This window comes from Pseudomonas sp. P4_C1, from assembly GCF_056402155.1.
In genome coordinates, this window is record NZ_JBFUHY010000090.1 from 1 (window position 1) to 18,689 (window position 18,689).

15 protein-coding genes and 1 pseudogene are annotated in these 18,689 nt (G+C 58.2%); 7 read left to right on the forward strand and 9 right to left on the reverse strand.

All coding sequences use genetic code 11. From position 1 onward, the window contains the following. Both AC1DU9_RS26785 and AC1DU9_RS26790 read right to left on the reverse strand, forming a co-directional pair. The coding region (locus tag AC1DU9_RS26785) for a transposase (protein ID WP_477811037.1) at positions 1–177 on the reverse strand (177 nt) is incomplete at its 3' end. 170 nt (positions 178–347) lie between these two features. After that, the gene (locus AC1DU9_RS26790) at positions 348–1,484 is read right to left on the reverse strand and encodes an acyl-CoA dehydrogenase family protein (RefSeq protein ID WP_223461192.1); all 1,137 of its coding nucleotides are present in this window, start codon (positions 1,482–1,484) and stop codon (positions 348–350) included. A 221-nt stretch (positions 1,485–1,705) separates the two neighbouring features. Here AC1DU9_RS26790 and AC1DU9_RS26795 point away from each other — a divergent pair, with 221 nt between their 5' ends. From AC1DU9_RS26795 to AC1DU9_RS26815, 5 genes are all read left to right on the forward strand, one after another. Then, positions 1,706–2,626 (forward strand): GlxA family transcriptional regulator, encoded by a 921-nt coding sequence (locus tag AC1DU9_RS26795; RefSeq protein WP_223461246.1) that lies wholly within the window; start codon positions 1,706–1,708, stop codon positions 2,624–2,626. A gap of 205 nt (positions 2,627–2,831) precedes the next feature. After that, positions 2,832–4,778 carry a flavin monoamine oxidase family protein gene (locus AC1DU9_RS26800; RefSeq protein ID WP_477811029.1) on the forward strand — a complete coding sequence of 649 codons (1,947 nt, stop codon included), beginning with the start codon at positions 2,832–2,834 and terminating at the stop codon, positions 4,776–4,778. 207 nt (positions 4,779–4,985) lie between these two features. Next, positions 4,986–5,873, forward strand: a complete 888-nt coding sequence (locus AC1DU9_RS26805) for a nitrilase family protein (protein ID WP_477811030.1) — start codon at positions 4,986–4,988, stop codon at positions 5,871–5,873. A gap of 18 nt (positions 5,874–5,891) precedes the next feature. Then, positions 5,892–7,094, forward strand: coding sequence for a hypothetical protein (locus AC1DU9_RS26810; protein WP_477811031.1), 1,203 nt, complete (start codon positions 5,892–5,894; stop codon positions 7,092–7,094). Between the two features lie 78 nt (positions 7,095–7,172). Continuing rightward, on the forward strand, positions 7,173–8,174 hold the full coding sequence (locus AC1DU9_RS26815) for an asparaginase (RefSeq protein ID WP_477811032.1): 1,002 nt from the start codon (positions 7,173–7,175) through the stop codon (positions 8,172–8,174). 144 nt (positions 8,175–8,318) lie between these two features. Here the strand turns inward: AC1DU9_RS26815 and zapE are convergent, their stop codons facing one another. The 3 genes from zapE to AC1DU9_RS26830 all read right to left on the reverse strand — a co-directional run bounded on the left by zapE (position 8,319) and on the right by AC1DU9_RS26830 (position 11,513). Further along, on the reverse strand, positions 8,319–9,413 hold the full coding sequence (gene zapE, locus AC1DU9_RS26820) for a cell division protein ZapE (RefSeq protein ID WP_095943473.1): 1,095 nt from the start codon (positions 9,411–9,413) through the stop codon (positions 8,319–8,321). A gap of 90 nt (positions 9,414–9,503) precedes the next feature. Next, a complete protein-coding gene (locus AC1DU9_RS26825) occupies positions 9,504–10,859 on the reverse strand; it encodes a tryptophan--tRNA ligase (protein WP_477811033.1) in 1,356 nt (451 codons plus the stop codon). A 24-nt stretch (positions 10,860–10,883) separates the two neighbouring features. After that, positions 10,884–11,513 carry an alpha/beta hydrolase gene (locus AC1DU9_RS26830; protein ID WP_223461243.1) on the reverse strand — a complete coding sequence of 210 codons (630 nt, stop codon included), beginning with the start codon at positions 11,511–11,513 and terminating at the stop codon, positions 10,884–10,886. 144 nt (positions 11,514–11,657) lie between these two features. Between AC1DU9_RS26830 and AC1DU9_RS26835 the strand changes: the two genes are divergently transcribed. Continuing rightward, positions 11,658–12,092 (forward strand): Z-ring associated ZapG family protein, encoded by a 435-nt coding sequence (locus AC1DU9_RS26835; RefSeq protein WP_223461188.1) that lies wholly within the window; start codon positions 11,658–11,660, stop codon positions 12,090–12,092. Positions 12,093–12,362: 270 nt separating this feature from the next. On the opposite strand, the gene AC1DU9_RS26840 is transcribed toward AC1DU9_RS26835, so the two are convergent. Next, positions 12,363–13,103, reverse strand: a complete 741-nt coding sequence (locus tag AC1DU9_RS26840; protein WP_223461187.1) for a YiaD family glycine zipper/OmpA-like lipoprotein — start codon at positions 13,101–13,103, stop codon at positions 12,363–12,365. Positions 13,104–13,206: 103 nt separating this feature from the next. Next, positions 13,207–13,851, reverse strand: coding sequence for an MBL fold metallo-hydrolase (locus AC1DU9_RS26845; RefSeq protein WP_477811034.1), 645 nt, complete (start codon positions 13,849–13,851; stop codon positions 13,207–13,209). Positions 13,852–14,464: 613 nt separating this feature from the next. Between AC1DU9_RS26845 and AC1DU9_RS26850 the strand changes: the two genes are divergently transcribed. Continuing rightward, positions 14,465–15,109 (forward strand): polymorphic toxin type 44 domain-containing protein, encoded by a 645-nt coding sequence (locus tag AC1DU9_RS26850; protein ID WP_477811035.1) that lies wholly within the window; start codon positions 14,465–14,467, stop codon positions 15,107–15,109. Positions 15,110–15,592: 483 nt separating this feature from the next. Here the strand turns inward: AC1DU9_RS26850 and AC1DU9_RS26855 are convergent, their stop codons facing one another. Together AC1DU9_RS26855 and AC1DU9_RS26860 are read right to left on the reverse strand one after the other, a co-directional pair. Further along, positions 15,593–18,331, reverse strand: coding sequence for a winged helix-turn-helix domain-containing protein (locus AC1DU9_RS26855; RefSeq protein ID WP_477811036.1), 2,739 nt, complete (start codon positions 18,329–18,331; stop codon positions 15,593–15,595). A 201-nt stretch (positions 18,332–18,532) separates the two neighbouring features. Further along, positions 18,533–18,689: pseudogene (locus tag AC1DU9_RS26860) on the reverse strand (group II intron reverse transcriptase/maturase); the annotation flags it as partial.

Genomic DNA, 18,689 nt, shown 5'->3' on the forward strand with positions numbered 1-18,689 from the left:
CCCCTTAGCGCCCACCGGAGTCGAGCCCAAACGTTCCTTCCGAACCTGGTCGACCCAGCGGCGCAGGGCCGTAGGACCGATATCCAGGCTGGCGCAGACCTCGGGAACCGACTGTCCCTCGTCCAGCACCATGCTCGCCGCCTTGAGTTTGAACTCACTGGAATAAGATTTACGCATAGCCAAAACACCTCAGATTTGGGCGCCATCATAGCGCCCGATTGAAGTGTCCAAAATCATTAGGCCAGTTCAGCTTGCTCGCGAAAAACCTGAGCACACCGTTGGGTGTCAGGTTTTCAACGTTATCGTTGACGACCATCGTCGGAACGCCGCCCGGAGCTAGCTCGCTCCTACAATGATCTGGCGATGATTTCCTTCATGATTTCATTGGTCCCGGCATAAATCCGCTGCACCCGCGCATCCGCCCATGCCCGCGCGATCGGGTACTCCCACATGAACCCGTAACCACCGTGCAACTGCACGCACTCATCGAGCACCTTGCATTGCAGGTCGGTGCCCCAGTACTTGGCCATCGCCGCCGTCGGCACGTCGAGCTTGCCTTGCAGGTGCAGCTCCAGGCAGCGGTCGACAAAAACCCGGCCGATCTGGATTTCCGTGGCCATCTCCGCCAGCTTGAACCGGGTATTCTGGAAATCCGCGATCGACTTGCCGAACGCCTTGCGCTCGCGGGTGTAGTCCAGCGTCCATTGCAGCGCCGCTTCGGCCGATGCCAGCCCGCCAATGGCCACGGTGAGGCGCTCCTGGGGCAATTCCTGCATCAAGTAGGCAAACCCCATCCCGGCTTGGCCCAGCAGGTTTTCCTTGGGCACACGCACGTCCTGGAAGAACAACTCCGAGGTGTCCTGGGCTTTCATCCCGACTTTTTCCAGACGCTTGCCTTTCTCGAAGCCCGGCGTATTAGCCTCCACCAGAAACAGACTGGTGCCCTTTGCACCGGCCTTCGGATCGGTCTTGGCGACGACGATCACCAGATCGGCCAGATAGCCGTTGGTGATAAAGGTCTTGGAGCCGTTGATCACGTACTCATCGCCATCGAGCACGGCCGTGGTTTTCACCCCTTGCAGATCGGAACCGGCGCCCGGTTCGGTCATGGCGATCGCGGTAACCATCTCGCCGGACACCAGTTTCGGCAGGTATTTATGCTTCAGCGCTTCACTGCCGTAATGCAGGATGTACGGCGCCACGATGTCCGAGTGCAGGGAAAAACCGATGCCGGTCAGGCCCAGTCGCCCCACTTCTTCGATCACCACCGCACTGTAGAGAAAGTCCGCCCCCAGGCCGCCGTACTCTTCCGGCAAGTGCGAGCAAAGCATCCCCGCCTCCCCTGCCTTGTTCCACAGTTTGCGGTCGATATAGCCCTGTTTTTCCCATTGCCCATGGAACGGCACCGCCTCCTTTTCGAGGAACGTCCGCACGCTGTCGCGGAAAAGCTCGTGCTCGGAACTGAACAGGGTTCTGGGGATCATGCGGCACCTTTTCTTTGTTTTTAGAAGGAGTTGACCTTCAGAGACTATGCCTCGCTTCCGATACAGGACACTGGACACATCCGACAAAAAATAAGACGATCCAGCCGTCTGGTGACCACTTCCCCCTATAAAAATAAAGTTGAATTATGTCTAAGCAAGCCTCCACGCCCCTGCGGCGCGTCAGCATCCTGGCCATCGACCGGGTTTTCGCTTCCACCCTCATGCAAGCCAAGGATTTCTTCCACCTCGCCAGCCTGCGCTACGGCAAACAGCTGGGCCAGGGCCTGACACCGGCGTTCGAAACCCGTCTGGTCAGCCCCGATGGCAAACCGGTCAACACCTTCAGCGATGTGCTGATTCCGGTGGATGGCGGGCTGGAAAACGCCGACATCATCGTTCTTCCCGCGTTCTGGGACGATTTCGAGAGCCTTTGCAAACGTTACCCGCAAGTCTTGCCCTGGTTGCGCCAGCAGCATGCGCGCGGTGCCGTACTGTGCGGCGAGGCCACCGGTGTTTTCTGGCTGGCCGAAGCCGGATTGCTCAATGGCAAGGAAGCGACTACCTACTGGCGCTTCTTCAATGCCTTCGCCGAACGCTTTCCTCAGGTCCAGCTCAATCAGGACAAGCACCTGACCGACGCCGATAACCTGTACTGCGCCGGCGGTACCACCTCGGCATGCGATCTGTACATTTACCTGATTGAGCGCTTCTGCGGCGCCAATGTGTCCCAGGCCGTAGCGCGGGACATTCTGTATGAGGTGCAGCGCAGCTACGCGCCTGGACGCATCGGGTTTGGCGGTCAGAAGCTGCACCAGGACGTCATCATCCTGCAGATCCAGCACTGGCTCGAAGAACACTTCGCCGACAAGTTCCGCTTCGAAGACGTCGCCCGCGAACACGGCATGAGTATCCGCAACTTCATGCGCCGCTTCCAGACCGCCACCGGCGACAAGCCACTGCATTACCTGCAACGCCTGCGCATCGAAACCGCCAAGGGCTTGTTGTCCGGCAGCCGCAAGAGCATCAAGACCATCAGCTATGAAGTCGGCTATGACGATGCGAGCTTCTTTGCGCGGCTGTTCCGCCAGCACACGGAATTGTCACCGAACCAGTATCGGCAGCAGTTTCAGCAGGCGGCGTAGGCCTCAGGCCAACATTTTTCCCATGTGGGAGTGAGCTTGCTCGCTTCCACATTGAATCTTGCGCCGGCCATGCAGTTCTTTCGCTGTGCATTTTCCTACGAAAAAAGCGGAATACAGAGCGCCGGAGAACCCAACCCTACCCACAGACGCAGCCCCTTAAAAACTTCAACATCTTTCCTGCAAACACCATCAGGGAAGATCAATCATGACTATCGGATCAAGCTACAACTACCCTTCATACATCGCCAAGGAGGCCGCCCGAACAAAGCGATCGGCTAAAAACAAATGGGCGGCTCGCTTTCCCAATCCGCCGGATTTGTGCTTTGACTATCGTGCACTGGTAGATCAGGAAAACGGCATCGCCAGGGCAACTGACCCGCAACATAAAATCTGCATCATCGGCGCCGGTGTCACAGGCCTGACCGCCGCCAGAGAACTCTATCGTTGCGGCTTCACCCATATCACCCTCATAGAACAATCCAGACGCATAGGCGGCAGGCACCTGACCATTCCTGGAAGCCCGCACTCGCCGATGAGCCATACACCGTTTGAAATGGGAGCCATGCGCATGCCCTTCTTCAACCGGGCAGACGAGTCTCCGACAGAGGGGCGGTCACTTATGGCCTACTACGCCAATGCGTTTGATCTGGCGTTTTCCGATTTTGCCAATCCCGGAAGCCAATGGGTCACCTCGACCGGCATCTATCTGCGAGAAGGCAGCATGGGCGGCGGACCGACTCCGCAGATGCTGATCTGGAAAAATGAAGACGGCCAGACACCACCTCCCGGCGAGGAACTGCAAAAGGTTTATGCCAAGTGGAAAGCCTTTGCCGATCGCATGACCCGACACGTCGCCGAGGTTTACGCCAGTCCGGAATGGGAAGCCATGTGGGCCGCCATCGTCGAAAAATACGAGAGTGTTTCGTTTCGCGATCTGGTCAGCATGCCCGCCGTGCAAGCCTGGGATGAAAACTCGCCGGGGGACTTTGGCGGAATGGGAATGTCAGCAGAAGAGTCCGCGATTTTTTATGCCATTGGTATCGGCGACGGTAGCTGGGGAGCCTTTTACGATGTGTGCTCTCTTTACCCGCTGCGTACGGCCATTTTTGGGTTCAGCAGCCAGCTGCAACTGATCCAGGGTCGGGTGGACTCAACGGGCGATCCGCTAGATTCACCCTACCTGCACAGCGAAGCCGTTTTTGACTCTATGGGGCTGAGTTTCGACAGGCCCCGCTACATCGGTCTTGCAGCACTGGACGAATGCCTGCTGTTCATGAAAATCGACGAGACCGGAAAGTCCTTCTACGACCACTGCCGGGAAAGAAACAACGGTTTGCTCACGGACTCATCCGTTACCAAACTTGAAAAACTGACCAATCAGAAAACACGGGTCTACTACAACTGGAAACACAGCCATCCCCACCAAATCCAGGAGCGCTTCGATGACTTTGATTCGGTCATCATGACCCTGCCTTCCTGGTTGATCGAAACTCGCATCAAGCTTGAAAATTTCACGCCACAGATGCTGCCGCTCGAGACGATCAATGCCTATAAAACCGCACACTGGGAAACCAGTTGCAAGGTCTTCGCACCGTTAAAAAAGTCCTTTCTTTCGAAAAACAGCAAAATCCCGCAAGCCATCGTCACTGACAGTTTCATCCACGACGTCTACACCTACCGCTACAACGCTAACTACAGCTATGACTGCATTCTTTTAAGTTACACATGGGAGGACGACGCAACCAAACTCGCCTCATTCACCGACAAGGAACTGGTACACAAGTGCGCCAAGGAGCTGGACCGGATTCTCATGAACTGCGCCAACATCCAGGAGAAAATTTCTCCCTACATCGGCATTGATCAAGCGGTGGTTCAGCGCTGGATCACTGATAAAAATGCTCTGGGCTGTGCCAAGCTTTACCGACCGGGCACCTACTACGATGCCGTCGGCCTGATGAAATACAACCGGGATCTTGCTCATGTATCAGGCTTGTATTTGTCCGGCGAGTCATTTTCCGTCGATGCTGGTTGGACGGAGCCATGTTTTCGCGGTGCTGTCGATGCAGTGATTCATATCTGCAACAAAACCGCCGCGACCTTCAATGGCGGATTTTCCATGAGCGACTACCCGCACTACCAAATAAAAACCTGATCACATCCCCGTTCCAGAGCCATGCACGCAATACATGGCTCTACCTCTCGCGTCGGCTACCCACTGCCATCAAACATCACTCTGATCCATTTTCGGACAAGGACTACGACCTACGCGGAAATAGCTGACTTACACCCCATTCCTGATTCCCCTCTTATACACACGCTATTTAACAGTTTGAAAAACAATAAAAAGAGGAATGACGGAATGACTGAGCCAACAAGCCCTGTTCGTGTAGCAGTCGTGCAATTCGATCCACAAGTCGGCATCGAGAAATGTGTAGGTAATCTGCGTTGCAGCCTGGAGTTGGCGCTTGAAGCGGTAAACGGCGGTGCGAATCTCATCGTTCTGCCCGAGCTTTCCAATACCGGCTATTTCTTCAGCAATCGACAGGATGCCTTCGCCCATGCCGAAGCGGTTCCCGACGGGCCAAGCGTGCAGTGCTGGATCGACTTCGCCTGCAAACACAACGTTTACCTCGTGGCCGGTCTGGCCGAACGCGACGGCATGCGACTCTTCAACACCGGCGTTCTGGTGGGACCAGACGGGTTTATCGGCAAGTACCGCAAAGCCCATTTGTGGAATCTGGAGAAGCTCTGGTTCACCCCCGGCGACCTGGGCTTCCCGGTTTTCGACACACCGATCGGCCGCATCGGGCTGTTGATCTGCTGGGATATCTGGTTCCCGGAGGTGCCACGGATCCTCGCCCAGCAAGGCGCAGACATCATTTGCAGCCTGAACAACTGGGTCTGGACACCGCCGCCGCTGTTCGACGATGCCGGTAAGTGTATGGCGTCGTATCTGACGATGACCGCCGCTCACGTCAACAACGTGTTTATCGCTGCCGCCAGCCGGATCGGCGAGGAGCGCGGCGCGCGCTACCTGGGTTGCTCGTTGATTGCCGGAACCAACGGCTGGCCGATTGGCGCCGTGGCTTCGGCAGACAGGCAGGAAATCCTGTTTGCCGATGTCGACCTGACCAGCTCCCGCAGTGCGCCCATCTGGAACAACCTGAACGATTTGCATCGCGATCGCCGAGCCGATCTTTACGATCAGATGCTCGGTTACACCCAGCACCCTTGTCTGCCGCGCTGATAAGGGGGGGCATGAGTGATGGAAAGCACCAACGAAAAACCGCAAAACCGGCTTGCCGCCAGATCGCGACTGGATATGACGATCATCTGGCTGATGCTCGGCATGACACTGTTGATCATCTGGCTTTCATTCACCTACCGGACATCCTGGTCAGCCCATTGGCCAGACTACAGTCACATGGTATCGAGCCTTCCAGAGCCGAGTGCCTGGTTGCGCTGGGTCCTGGGAGACATCAGCGAGGTTGCGTTCTACAAACACGAGTTCGCTTCGATCGGGTTGTTGGCCGGTGCGTATCTGGCCTACTGGGCGAATCGAACGGGAAAAGCCTGGCAAGGATTTACTATTTGTTACGGCAGTGGATTATGGCCATGGCTCGTCACCAGCTCATTACTTGGACTATTGCTGAGTAACCTGCTGTGGGGCTGGACGGTCACGGCCACCCGTTGGCAACCCACGTTTGCCGCCTTTGTTTCATTGCCGGCGGCGATGGTGCTGATGTTTGGCGGCGGCTGGAAGGTCACGATCAATGGCGCAATCATGGGCGCCGTGTTCGTCACCCCGATGTGCTTGCTGATCGTCAACTATGTCTGCAATCCCCTCGGTTTGCCAGCCGTGATCGGCAATGTCTCGGGCATGGCAATCGCCAGCGTCGTCGCATTTCTGCTCTGCCGTTATCTGCCGAGCCTGGTGAAGTCCGCCCCACTCGAAAAGCCATCAGAGTCCGCCCCCGCAATCAGCAAAACGCCTGATTACGGCATCGTCTGGAGCTTGCGCCGGGTGCTGGCCGACTTTTCGGAGGCGCCGTTCTTCGGCAATGAATGGGCCAGCCTCGGCTTGATAGCGGGCGTCTTACTGGCTTACACCTTGAACCCGACAAGCCCGGTGTACGGCACGGGCTTGCTGCCACAACTCATCGCCGCGCAGGCGTTGACTTCGGCGTTAGGAGTGGTGATCTGGCGTCGGCAATGGATGTTGCGTGGCTGGTACCCCACTTACATTCCGTTGGTGTCAGTCGTGCCGGCGGCCGTTCTGACATACGGCGGCAGTTGGCAGGTCATCGTCCCGAGCACTCTGCTGGGGGCACTGATTGCACCACCGATGGCATGCGCGATTGCCAAGCGGCTACCGGCCGACATGCATGCCTTCATCGGTAATGTGCTGTCCATGGCCATCAGTACGCTGCTGATCATTCCGTTTATCGGGCTGCTGATAGCCAACTGACGAACGTCGCGATTGGGCTGTATCACGGACCCAACGCCGGATACAGCCACTTTCCATCACAAGTAAATGAGGTATCACATGGACCTGCCCAAACTCGCCATCGCGACACTCGGCGGCACCGTGAGCATGCAAGCCAGAACCGCCGGCGAAGGGGTGATCCCGACCGTCAGTGGCGAAGCCCTGCTGACCTCGGTACCGGAGCTGACGACGCTGGCACGGGTCACCGTAGAAACGCTCGGACTGTTGCCCAGTGCCTCGCTGGATTTCGAGTTCTTGCTAAGTGTTCTTGCCTGGGCGAATTTTCAGGTCAAGCAAGGCGCTGTAGGTGTTGTCATCACTCAGGGGACGGATACCCTTGAAGAAACAGCCACATTTTTCGATTACTTGTGGAACCACGACGAACCCTTGGTCCTGACCGGTGCCATGCGCTCGGCAGCACAGGCAGGAGCCGATGGACCGGCGAATCTGCTGGATGCTTGCCGGGTCGCGCTGGGTGAAAACAGCCGTCAGCGAGGCGTTCAAGTAGTGATGAACGGGCAGATTCATCTCGCGAGTGTCGTCCGTAAAACCGATTCATTGGCGTTGCAGGCTTTTTCCTCGCCTATCGTGGGGCCTGCGGGCATGCTGATGGAAAACACCGTCCGCTATCTGCGCCTGCCCGCCCCGCGCAGGCTCCTGCCATTGCCACAACAGACCACACAGAGGATTGCTTTGCTGGAAGCATCGCTTGCCGCCGATAGCCTGTTATTGGAGAACATCCTCGAACTGGGCTACGACGGGCTAGTGATTGCGGGTTTCGGTGCAGGACACGTTTCCGGGGAATGGGCTATTGCGATTGAAGCCATTGCCAGGAAAATCCCTGTCGTCATCGCCACCCGGACGGGTTCCGGCGCCACAGCTCAATCGACTTACGGGTTTAATGGCGGCGAGATGGACCTGAGTCGTAAAGGTGCGTTGATGGCCGGATTTCTTTGTCCACGCAAAGCCCGAATCCTGCTGTGGTTGCTCGTCGGTTGCCGGCGACAAGATGAACTGGCGCGGTATCTCGCGCAAAGCCGAGACAGAGACATGTGGGAGTGAGGTTACTCGCGAAAGCGGGCTAACCGCCAACAATGAAGTCGACTGAACCACTGCTTTCGCGAGCAGGCTCGCTCCCACATGGGTTCTTCGGCGCGCACAAAAAAAGGGCCTGCAATGCAGGCCCTTTTTACTTTCCGAAAAATCCTACGGCTTATGCGCCCGGGCCAGGAACTCATGTGACTGCATTTCCAGCAAACGGCTAAGCGTGCGCTGGAACTCGAAGTTCAGACGACCGCCGGTGTACAGATCCTTGAGCTCGACTTCGGCGGAAATGATCAGCTTCACGTTGCGGTCGTAGAACTCGTCGACCATGTTGATGAAGCGTCGGGCGATGTCGTCGGTGGTGACGCTCATCTGCTCGACATCGCTGAGCAGCACGGCGTGGAAGATCTTGCCCAGCTCAATGTAGTCGTTCTGGCTGCGCGGGCCGTCGCACAGTTCACGGAAGTTGAACCAGGCCACGTCGTCGCAGGTGCGCAGGGCACGAATTTCACGGTTTTCGATCATCAGCACGTCATTTTCGACCGCCGCCGTGCATTCCGGTGTCAGCGCACGGAAGCTCTTGCGCAGGCTTTCGTTGGCGGCTTCGTCGAGCGGATAGTGGAACAACTCGGCTTGTTCCAGGTGACGCAGTCGATAGTCGACGCCACTGTCGACGTTGACGATCTCGGTATTCTGCTTGATCAGCGCAATGGCCGGCAGGAAGCGCGCGCGTTGCAGGCCGTCCTTGTACAGGCCGTCCGGCACGATGTTCGACGTTGCAACCAGGGTCACGCCGTTCTTGAACAGTTCTTCCATCAGCGTGCCGAGGATCATCGCGTCGGTGATGTCCGAGACGAAAAATTCATCGAAGCAGATGACCCGGGCTTCGGTGGCGAAGCGCTTGGCGATGATGGTCAGCGGGTTTTTCTCGCCGCCCAGGGTTTTCATCTCTTCGTGCACGCGCTTCATGAAGCGGTGGAAGTGCGTACGGGTCTTTTCCTTGAAGGGCAGCGCTTCGAAGAAGGTGTCCACCAGGTAAGTCTTGCCGCGACCTACGCCGCCCCAGAAATACAGGCCCTTGACCGGGGTCTGATCCTTCTTGCCAAACAACTTGCCCAGCAGGCCCGGCTTGTTTTGCTCGGCCGCGACCAGGTCGTCGTACAGGCGCTGCAAATGACGCACGGCGGTTTCCTGCGCGGCGTCATGGAAGAATTCCGGGCGTTTCAGATCAGCTTGATATCGTTCTAGGGGCGTCATAATTCGTTAGCAAGGCAACAAAAACGGGCCGACACTGTAGCGACGGCCCGCAGGAATGGCAATCGGCCCTTGGTCGGGCCGAACCGTTGTTTATTCCTGAACCGGCGTCAGGGCGATGCGCAAGGCTTCGATAGCCGCGTCACGCGCGGCGCTGTCGGCGAAGGCCGGGCTGTCGGCAACGCACTCGCCTTCCAGCCATACACTGAAGCTCAGCGCCTCGCTGCGCACGTCCAGAGGCTGGCCCGCTTGCAGTTGCTTGGTCACCTGCCCTGCGGTCTTGCCGTCGGCGAAGTTGCGCGACAGCAGCAGTTGTTCGCTATCGGCCGCCAGCAGACGGAAGCGGAAACTGCCGTCGTCTTCGCGGAAGCTGACAAAACGTGCAGCTTTCGCGACTTTCTTCTTGGTGGTCGCCGCCACTTGAGWCTGGGCAACGAAGGAGCGCAGGCCCACCGCTTCACGCAGTTCGTTGAGGAACGGTGTCGCTACCGAACGGGCCTTTTTCGCGCCGTGTTGCAGGATGTCTTCCAGATCCCCCGGGCGCTCGATCAACAGGTTATAACGCTCGCGGGACTCGCCCAATTCGTTGTCCAGTAGCTGGAACAGACGACTCTTCGCCTCGCCCCAACCCAGACCCTGCAACAGCTCGCTGCGGAACTCGTCGGCCTGCGACGGGGTGGCGAATGCCTGGAACAGGGTGAACAGGTGCGAGTTGTCCGGATCCTTGGCTTCGCCCGGCGCGCGGGAGTCGGTGACGATCCGCGAAATCGCGTCCTTCATCTCTTTGGCGCTGCTGAACAGTGGAATGGTGTTGTCGTAGCTCTTCGACATCTTGCGGCCATCCAGGCCCGGCAACGTGGCGACGCTCTCTTCGATCAACGCCTCGGGCATGGTGAAGAATTCCTTGCCCTGGCCAAACAGGTGGTTGAAGCGCTGACCGATGTCCCGCGCCATTTCCACGTGCTGGATCTGGTCACGACCGACCGGCACCTTGTGTGCGTTGAACATCAGGATGTCCGCGGCCATCAGCACCGGGTAGCTGTACAGGCCCATGGTGATGCCGGCATCCGGGTCTTCGCCGGTCTCGACGTTCTTGTCCACCGAAGCCTTGTAGGCGTGGGCGCGGTTGAGCAGGCCCTTGGCGGCAACGCAGGTCAGCAACCAGGTCAGTTCGGGGATTTCCGGGATGTCGGACTGGCGGTAGAAGGTCACGCGGTCGACATCCAGCCCACCGGCCAGCCAGGTCGCGGCGATTTCCAGGCGCGAGCGCTGGATGCGCTGCGGGTCATCACACTTGATCAGGGCGTGATAGTCGGCCAGGAAGTAGAACGAATCGGCATTGCTGTCACGGCTGGCGACGATCGCCGGGCGGATGGCGCCAGCGTAGTTGCCCAGGTGCGGCGTGCCGGTGGTGGTGATGCCGGTAAGGATGCGGGTACGGGTCGTCATGGGTAATCGCTTGTCAGACTGCAATCAATTCGAGAGACGCGGCAGGATCAGATCCTTGAGATCGGTCAGCTTGCCATGAAAAAAGTGTCCGCATTCTGCCACTTTCAGCAGCTCATGGGGGCGTTCGAGCTTGTCGGACCACTCGTAAACCAGCTGCGGATCGATCACTTCGTCGGTTTCCGGCTGGATCAGGGTCAGTTCGCCCTGTTCCGGCAGCTGGTCCTGATCGCCCAGGCGCATGACCGCCGGCGCGACCATGAACAGGTGTTTGATCTGCTCGCCCTTGGCCTCAAGGCGTCCGCCGAGACTTGCTGCAACAAATCCACCGAAGGAGAAACCGAACAGGGTCAGCGGCAATTGCGGGTGTCTGGCACGAAACCATTCGGCCACAGCCTGGGCATCATCGACTTCACCGGTGCCCATGTCGTGGGTACCTTCGCTGGCACCGACGCCACGGTAGTTGAAGCGCAGGGTGATCAAGCCGGCATCGCGCGCGGTGCGCTGTAGGGTCGAGACCACTTTGTTGAGCATGGTGCCGCCCTGCACCGGGTTTGGATGGCAGATCAATGCAAGGCCGCGCGGCTGCTCGCTATCCAGATATAAAGCCTCAAGCTGACCCACCGGGCCGTCAATCACTACAGGGGTTTCACGCATAAGCAAGGAAGGAACTCCGTGACCTCGAATCAGGTCGACTCGTCTAGCAAATTGTCTGTGGCTGTCTATTGCGAGTGAATCGCGGTATACAGCGCAGGTTCGAGCCGTTAACGTAAAGCAAAGCCGTTTATAGAGGAAGGACTCGTGGAACACTCGCTCTTAGTTTGGTTGTTACCGACTCTTGCCCTGGTTGTGGGTGTCGCCATTGGGTTCCTGATCGCTCGCGTTGCACCGAACGCCGCGCCCAGCCGCACGCAGCGTCAGCTGGACGATATTCAGGAACGTTTCGACAGTTATCAGAACGAGGTGGTGACCCACTTCAACAGCACCGCGACACTGGTCAAGAAACTGACTCAGAGCTATCAGGAAGTACAGGAGCATCTCGCCGAGGGCGCAAATCGCCTGGCCCTGGACGAACAGACTCGCCAACGCCTGCTGGCCTCCCTGCACGCCGATGCGGCGCAGGCTCCACGGGAACGCCTGACACCACCGCGCAATCAGGAACCGCCACGCGACTACGCACCGAAAGCCCCGAACGCGCCGGGCATGCTCGATGAGCATTATGGCCTGAAGAAGTAAGCAGCTTTCGCGCCTAGCAAAAAGCCCCCGGACGGGTGATTGTCCGGGGGCTTTTTTGTTTCTGATCCTGTATCTCAGGTGCCCAGACCGGCCCCTTCGCGGGCAAGCCCGCTCCCACAGGGTTATGCATTGAATACAGATTTTATGTACGACATCGCCCCCTGTGGGAGCGAGCTTGCTCGCGATGGGGCCAGAACTGACGACAAAAAAGCCCGCCCGATCTGTAAAGGATCGAGCGGGCTTTTTTACGCCTGGGGTTCAATCAGACGATCAAGGGTACTGCTGAACCTGACCTTGCTGCTGGGCACCATACTGCTGACCCGGAATCGCCTTGAGGTTGACCTCTACGCGGCGATTCTGAGCCTTGCCGTTGGTGTCGCTGTTGCTGGCCACCGGATTGTCCGGACCTGCGCCGCGAGCGCTCAGGTTGGCACCGCTGACACCTTGCGAGGTCAGGTAGGTTGCCACGCTCTGGGCACGACGCTGGGACAGGTCCATGTTGTGCTGGCGGCTGCCGGTGCTGTCGGTATAGCCGACGATCTCGATCTGGTTCTGGTTGAACTCTTTCAGCGAGCCCGCCAGGTTGTTCAGCGGTTGATAGAAACTTGGGGCAATGTTCGCCGAATCGGTCGCGAACGTGATGTTGCCTGGCATGATCAGTTTGATCTGGTCGCCCTGGCGCTGCACTTCAACACCGGTGTTGGCCATGCTGGCGCGCAGCTTTTTCTCTTGCTGATCGGCGTAGTAGCCGTAGCCTGCGGCAGAAGCACCGACCACCGCTGCACCGATCAGGGCGCCCTTGCCACGGTTATCGTGGTTGATCGCAGCACCGGCCAATGCACCGGCCAGAGCGCCGAGACCACCGTATTTCGCGGTCTTGCTCATGCCTTCGGAGCCGTTATCCGCCTGGCCCTGAGCCTGGCCTTGACCACCGTACGGGTTAGGCGAGGCACAACCGGACAAAACGGCCACAGCCGTAGCGAGAATAATCAAACGACGCGTGGTGAACATGTAAAGCTCCTACTTTTTTGCATTCTGTGGTGCAACGGACCAAGGCATCAGTCTTTGCGGGCGTTGGATCATGTTAACGGGTAAAAATTCCGCTCGTTACAAATCAGGCCCGTACAAACGGGTTTTCGCGCATTTCATCGCCCAGACGGGTGTCCGGACCATGCCCGGCCACCACTGTCGCCTCTTCATCGAGGGTGTACAAACGCTGCTTTATCGAACGCACGATGGTGGCCTGGTCGCCCCCCCACAAATCCGTGCGGCCGACGCCGCGACGAAACAGCGTATCACCGGCAATCAGCAGCTTGGCCTCGGAAAACCAGAAGCTCATGGAGCCCGGTGTATGACCTGGCGTGTGCAGCGCCACGCCACAACCGCAGGCCAGTTCTTCATCATCGGCCAGCCAGCGGTCCGGGGACGGCACCGGAGTATAAGGAACGCCGAACATCTGGCACTGCATTTCCAGGTTGTCCCACAGAAACTGGTCTTCCTTGTGCAAATGCAGGGTCGCGCCGGTTTTCTCCTTGAGTTGGCCGGAAGCCAGGAAATGATCGAGGTGGGCGTGGGTGTGAATGATGCTGACCACTTTCAGCCCCAAGGCATCGAGACGCGCCAGGATCAGCTCATGATTGCCACCCGGATCGACGACGATGGCCTTTTTCGTTACCGGATCGCCGATGATCGTGCAGTTGCACTGCAAAGGGCCGACGGGGAAGGTGTCGCGGATAAGCGCAGGTTTGACAGCGTCCATGGGTGTTCCTGAAAAAATGGATGGCCTATTTTGGCACAGCCCGTCGACATCGCCGATGCCTTCCGCCGCTTATCACCTGCCTGATTGCAGAATCCACCTACATCATTGAAGGAAACGTCTGATTTAACTCCCGTACCGCCTAGCCTAGCGTGCTCGCCCCTGCAATCAACACAAGGGCTGAATCATGGGAAGAGGAACAGCTAACGGGTTAGGTCAAGGATTGCACGGCGACCTGACCACCACAGGAGCCGTGTGTATCAGTAGCTTGCCCTGTGCGACGCATGGAGGGCGTGCTGTGCTACGACTCGGGGACAAGACCACTGCATGTAAGAAATGCGGAAAAGACGGCGTTATCGTTGACAGCCTACCCGCCATGAAATGGCATGGGGTTCCAACTGTACTCGACGGTGCAGAAGTTCACTGCGGCTGCCCACCAGGTACCAATCGACTGATTGCTCCTGCACCTTCGCCTCGCGCTACACGCTCCGGACACATTCAAGGTGTTGCTCATCCGACAAGGCATTCTGACCATCCATCGACGACAGAATCTCTACAAAGTGATCAGATACTAGCTGAGAGGAAAACACGGCCTGTCGTTTGCAACGACCCTGACATGATGGAAGAAGTAGCGAGCTACATTGCCGGGGAAATGAACCGCAATATTACTCATCCGTCCGTGATGAAGATGAAGAGCCTCAACAATTTTGACGCTGATGCTGAACAAAAGAAGTTCAGAAAACTACCTTGGTTCGCACGCCTTTCCCCACCCAACTTCAAAGCATTTGAATCAGGAAATAGGGTGGCTGCTATGGCTCTTTGGGCAGAGCGTGTAGGTCAGAACAGACCCTGGGATCACAAGGTCACGATAGGCCTACAGTTTGGCGGGCCTTGGCAGAAGCAAGGTATGTTCGACTACTTCTACGATATATGGTCAAACGTGCACTATGGGTACGTAGGGATGGCGGGAGGACTTTCCGAAGGTCTCCTTTTGGATGGAGCTGGAGTCGAACAAATTGCCTCAGATTCCATCCGTAAAATACAAAAATGGGATAAAAGACCGGGTCCACGTCGGTCGGCGGACATCGAAGGGATGCGAGCGTGGGACGACATCGGAGACAGGGTATCTATCAGCATTGGCATCAAACTTTACAGACTTCAACCGAACGGCGGGATAACTGTGAAGATGCTGATGGATGAAGTCTTGGGTTTACCACGCAGAAGCTGGGGGGATGGTATTCGTGACCATATCTGTAAGTAAGCCCAATTCCAGGAATAAACGGTGCGGCTTGGTCATTCTATTGCTCGCTCCCATCCTCTTTTGGTACTTCGCCGCACCTCAGGTGAACTTCTATTTTTCTGAAAAAGGCCAAGGGCGCCTAGGCTACATCCTGAATGTTCAGCACGAGATCTCAAAGGGAGAACTTTACCCCGGTGAAGTGACTGGAGGACCCGGTCATATCTTCCCTGACGCGAAATTTTTTATGGAGTTTTACTGGAGCAACGGAGGTAAATCACACTGCATACGGGTCAAACCGAAATGGCCAAACACAGATATATACATCGGGCCAGACGGAGGAATTGAGAGTCGCACCGAGAGTAGCCGCATTGAACAGTGTGGGGCGCTCCCGGGCTGATTGCGGCCAATGTTTTCAAACCTGGCCCGTTTTTTTGACCACAACTCCCCTCCTGCAACACAGAGCCACTAATACCAGCACCCCCACAATAGAAAATCCACTGTACGTTACACCAACACCCCCAGCTCCTTGGCCCGCGCCACGGCCTGCGTACGCCGCTCGACCCCAAGCTTGCTGTTGATGTGGCTGGCGTGAGTCTTGACCGTGTGCAGGGAAATAAACAGCTGATCGCTGATTTCCTGGTTCGAACAGCCTTGGGCGATCAATCGCAGGACCGCCATTTCCCGGGTGCTGAGTTGCTCCGCGGCCGCGCAGGACTCCAGTCCGGGACGGGCAGCCAATGCCGGCAGTTTTTCACTGAGGCTCAGGGAAACGGGGGTTGGCGGACAGTTTTGAAGCTGCCCACGCAGCCAGTCCGGGTGCTCGGCCAGCAGCCCCTCAAAGGGTTGCAACACTCCTCCGCCAGCGGCGTCCAGCGCCTGAGCCAGTGCCTTGCGTGCTTCCGGTTCCCGTCCGCTGCCCAGCAATAACGCCACTTTCTGGGTCAACGCCATGGCACTGAGCATCTGCCGACCGCTTTGCTGACCATGTTCGAGCAGCGCATTCAAACGCCCTTCGGCCAGCATCGGTTGGCCCTGGATGACGTCGAGCAAGGCTTGTTGCAATTCGATATGCAGCGGCAATTGCGGGTGGAACTCGGGTGGTGCGGCCCCGTTTTCGCCGTTATAGGTCTGCCCCAGGCGCGCCAGCCAGGCTTCGGCCAGATCGGTGCGCCCCTGGGCCAGCCAGAGCTCACATTTGACCAGGGTGATCATGGCCAGGTAGTAGATCGGTGGCACGTCCCAGATGTGCATCAGCCGTTCGGCTTCGGCCAGTTCGGCAAAGGCTTTGGCGAACTCGCCGCTGCTGCCTTCCAGCCTGGCAATCACGCAGTGGCCGATCAGCACGCTGATGTCACGACAGGCGCGCGCCTCGCTCAAACCGGCCTGCAATCGCACCCGCGCCAATTGCGGTTGCATGCGCAGGGCCAGCAAAAAGCCTTCGTACAAGGTCAGCCGGGCTCGAACTGCATACAGCCGCTGCGCAGACAAGCTCTGCAGGCGTTGCATCCCCTGACGGACCTCTTCCAGCGCCCGACAGATTTCCCCGCGCGCTTGCAGGACACGGGCTCGGTCGTAGTGCGCCAGCGCTTCGAACAAGGGGTTGCCGACCCGTTGCGCCAGTTCCAGCGATTCGCGGTTCAGCCCCCGCGCCCGCCACAAATCACCGTCGGCAATGGCCAGGTTGGACAGGGTCGAGAGGCACATCAGGCGCTGGCCGTAACGCTTGCACGGAAGACTTTCCAACGCTTCGCGGCAGTACCGCAGCGTCAGTTCGCGGTTGCCGCGCCCACGGGCAATGATGCCACTCAATGCCAACCATTGAGCCAGCATGGACTTCTGGGCGGTGGCCGACGGAGCGGGCAGGAAGCGACTCAAATGGCTGGCCAGTTCCTCGGCGGCATCCAGCTGGCACGCCATCCCCAGCGCCCAGCTATAGAGCACAATCAGTCGCGGCGTGCTGATCAGCAAACTGTCAGGCAAGTCCATTTTCCAGCGCAGCAACATGCCGACATTCTGCTCGGCCAGCAGTTGCTCTTCGGAGAGGTTCTGCACCAGGTTCGCCGCGACGTCCAGGTGACCGGCACGCAAGGCCTGCTCCACGGCCTCATCGAGCAGGCCCTGGGCATTGAACCAGCGGCAGGCACGCAGGTGCAGACTGGCGGCCGGCACCATCGACTGGGAAGCAGGCCGTGTGCGCAACAGATCGGAAAACAGGTGGTGGTAACGATACCAATGGCCATGCTCGTCCAGTGGCACCAGGAACACCTGGTGGGCAAGCAGGAAGCGCAGGATCTCCCCACTGTCATGGGCGTCGCGAACGGCGTCGCACAGTTCGCTGCAAAAACGTTCCTGGGGTGCCGTGTCGTAGAGGAACGACTGGACCTCGGCAGGCAGGCAATCGATGACTTCTTCGAGCAGATAATCGCGGATCAGCCCTTCCCCGCCGTGCAACGATTGCGGCAGCGCGCCATCGGTGCCTGCCTCCGAGGCGGCCAGCAGCCAGAAGCGCAACCCCGCGACCCAGCCTTCGCTGCGCTGGATCAGGTTTTCCAGTGCCTCACCGCGCAAGGAGCTGCTGTGCCGGTCGAGCAGGCTCAAGGCTTCGTCGTGGGTCAGGCGCAGATCCTGTTCATGCAACTCAAGTAGTTGCCGTGACAGCCGCAGCCGCGCCAGGTGCCAGTCGGGACGTTGGCGACTGGTGACCATCACCAGCAAGCCATCGGGAAGATGATTGAGGAAAAACTGCAGGCAGCGGTCCAGCACCGGCCCCTGGGCCAGATGGTAATCATCCAGCACCAGCAGTAGTGGCGTCGCTGTAGACAAGTGCACGGCCAGTTCGTCAAGCAGGCCGTCCAGCCATTCTTCGAACGCGAACGGCTGATGGCGCTGGCGCATTTTCAACAGCCCGAGCGATTGCCTGCCCAGATGCGGGAAATAGTCCTGGAGACCTTCCAGCAGTCGTTCGAGAAAACGCCCCGGGTCACTGTCTCGCGGGCTCAAGCCCAGCCAGAGACTTTGCCAGTGCGCCGGCAACCCCTGGCAAAACTCCACCGCCAACGAACTCTTGCCGAACCCTGCAGGTGCGCTGACCAGCAATAACCTGCCGCCGAGCCCGGCACTCAGGCGCTCGCACAAACGTGGACGCAGCACATGGCCGTCGGGCAACGGCGGGCGGAAGAAGCGCCCGTCGAGTGTCGCGACAGCAACGTGTGCAGAACCTGGGGATGTAGACAAATCAGTCATGGCCGGCTCTTGTTTGAATTGCGGGTGGCGGCGTTGCAGATGTCCGCAGACTAGCCGTAAACGGATAGGGAATGAAGGTAGTTGCTACAAATGGCTACAAAAAGTCTACAAACATCGGCATAGGGGACGGCCTTCATAGACCGTACCCCTGCCACACCACCCGGCATGCGGGTCCGCACCGGGCGGTTCGAGGGATTGAGGTCAGGAGAGACGTGGAAGTCCCAAGCGATCAAACCACGCGAGATTAAGCACCCAATTCAAGGCCCATCGACTGTTGTCCCACCAACGACGGGTGTTACATGCCACTTTCTGGGCGACTTCTTTACTCGCACCCAAAGCCCGCAATTCGCGATAAGTC

Coding starts and splice junctions, on each gene's coding strand:
- AC1DU9_RS26800 (WP_477811029.1), top strand. CDS start 2,832: ATGACTATCGGATCAAGCTACAACTACCCTTCATACATCGCCAAGGAG.
- AC1DU9_RS26795 (WP_223461246.1), top strand. CDS start 1,706: ATGCAAGCCAAGGATTTCTTCCACCTCGCCAGCCTGCGCTACGGCAAA.
- AC1DU9_RS26790 (WP_223461192.1), bottom strand. CDS start 1,484: ATGATCCCCAGAACCCTGTTCAGTTCCGAGCACGAGCTTTTCCGCGAC.
- AC1DU9_RS26805 (WP_477811030.1), top strand. CDS start 4,986: ATGACTGAGCCAACAAGCCCTGTTCGTGTAGCAGTCGTGCAATTCGAT.
- AC1DU9_RS26810 (WP_477811031.1), top strand. CDS start 5,892: ATGGAAAGCACCAACGAAAAACCGCAAAACCGGCTTGCCGCCAGATCG.
- AC1DU9_RS26850 (WP_477811035.1), top strand. CDS start 14,465: ATGATGGAAGAAGTAGCGAGCTACATTGCCGGGGAAATGAACCGCAAT.
- AC1DU9_RS26840 (WP_223461187.1), bottom strand. CDS start 13,103: ATGTTCACCACGCGTCGTTTGATTATTCTCGCTACGGCTGTGGCCGTT.
- AC1DU9_RS26845 (WP_477811034.1), bottom strand. CDS start 13,851: ATGGACGCTGTCAAACCTGCGCTTATCCGCGACACCTTCCCCGTCGGC.
- AC1DU9_RS26815 (WP_477811032.1), top strand. CDS start 7,173: ATGGACCTGCCCAAACTCGCCATCGCGACACTCGGCGGCACCGTGAGC.
- zapE (WP_095943473.1), bottom strand. CDS start 9,413: ATGACGCCCCTAGAACGATATCAAGCTGATCTGAAACGCCCGGAATTC.
- AC1DU9_RS26830 (WP_223461243.1), bottom strand. CDS start 11,513: ATGCGTGAAACCCCTGTAGTGATTGACGGCCCGGTGGGTCAGCTTGAG.
- AC1DU9_RS26855 (WP_477811036.1), bottom strand. CDS start 18,331: ATGACTGATTTGTCTACATCCCCAGGTTCTGCACACGTTGCTGTCGCG.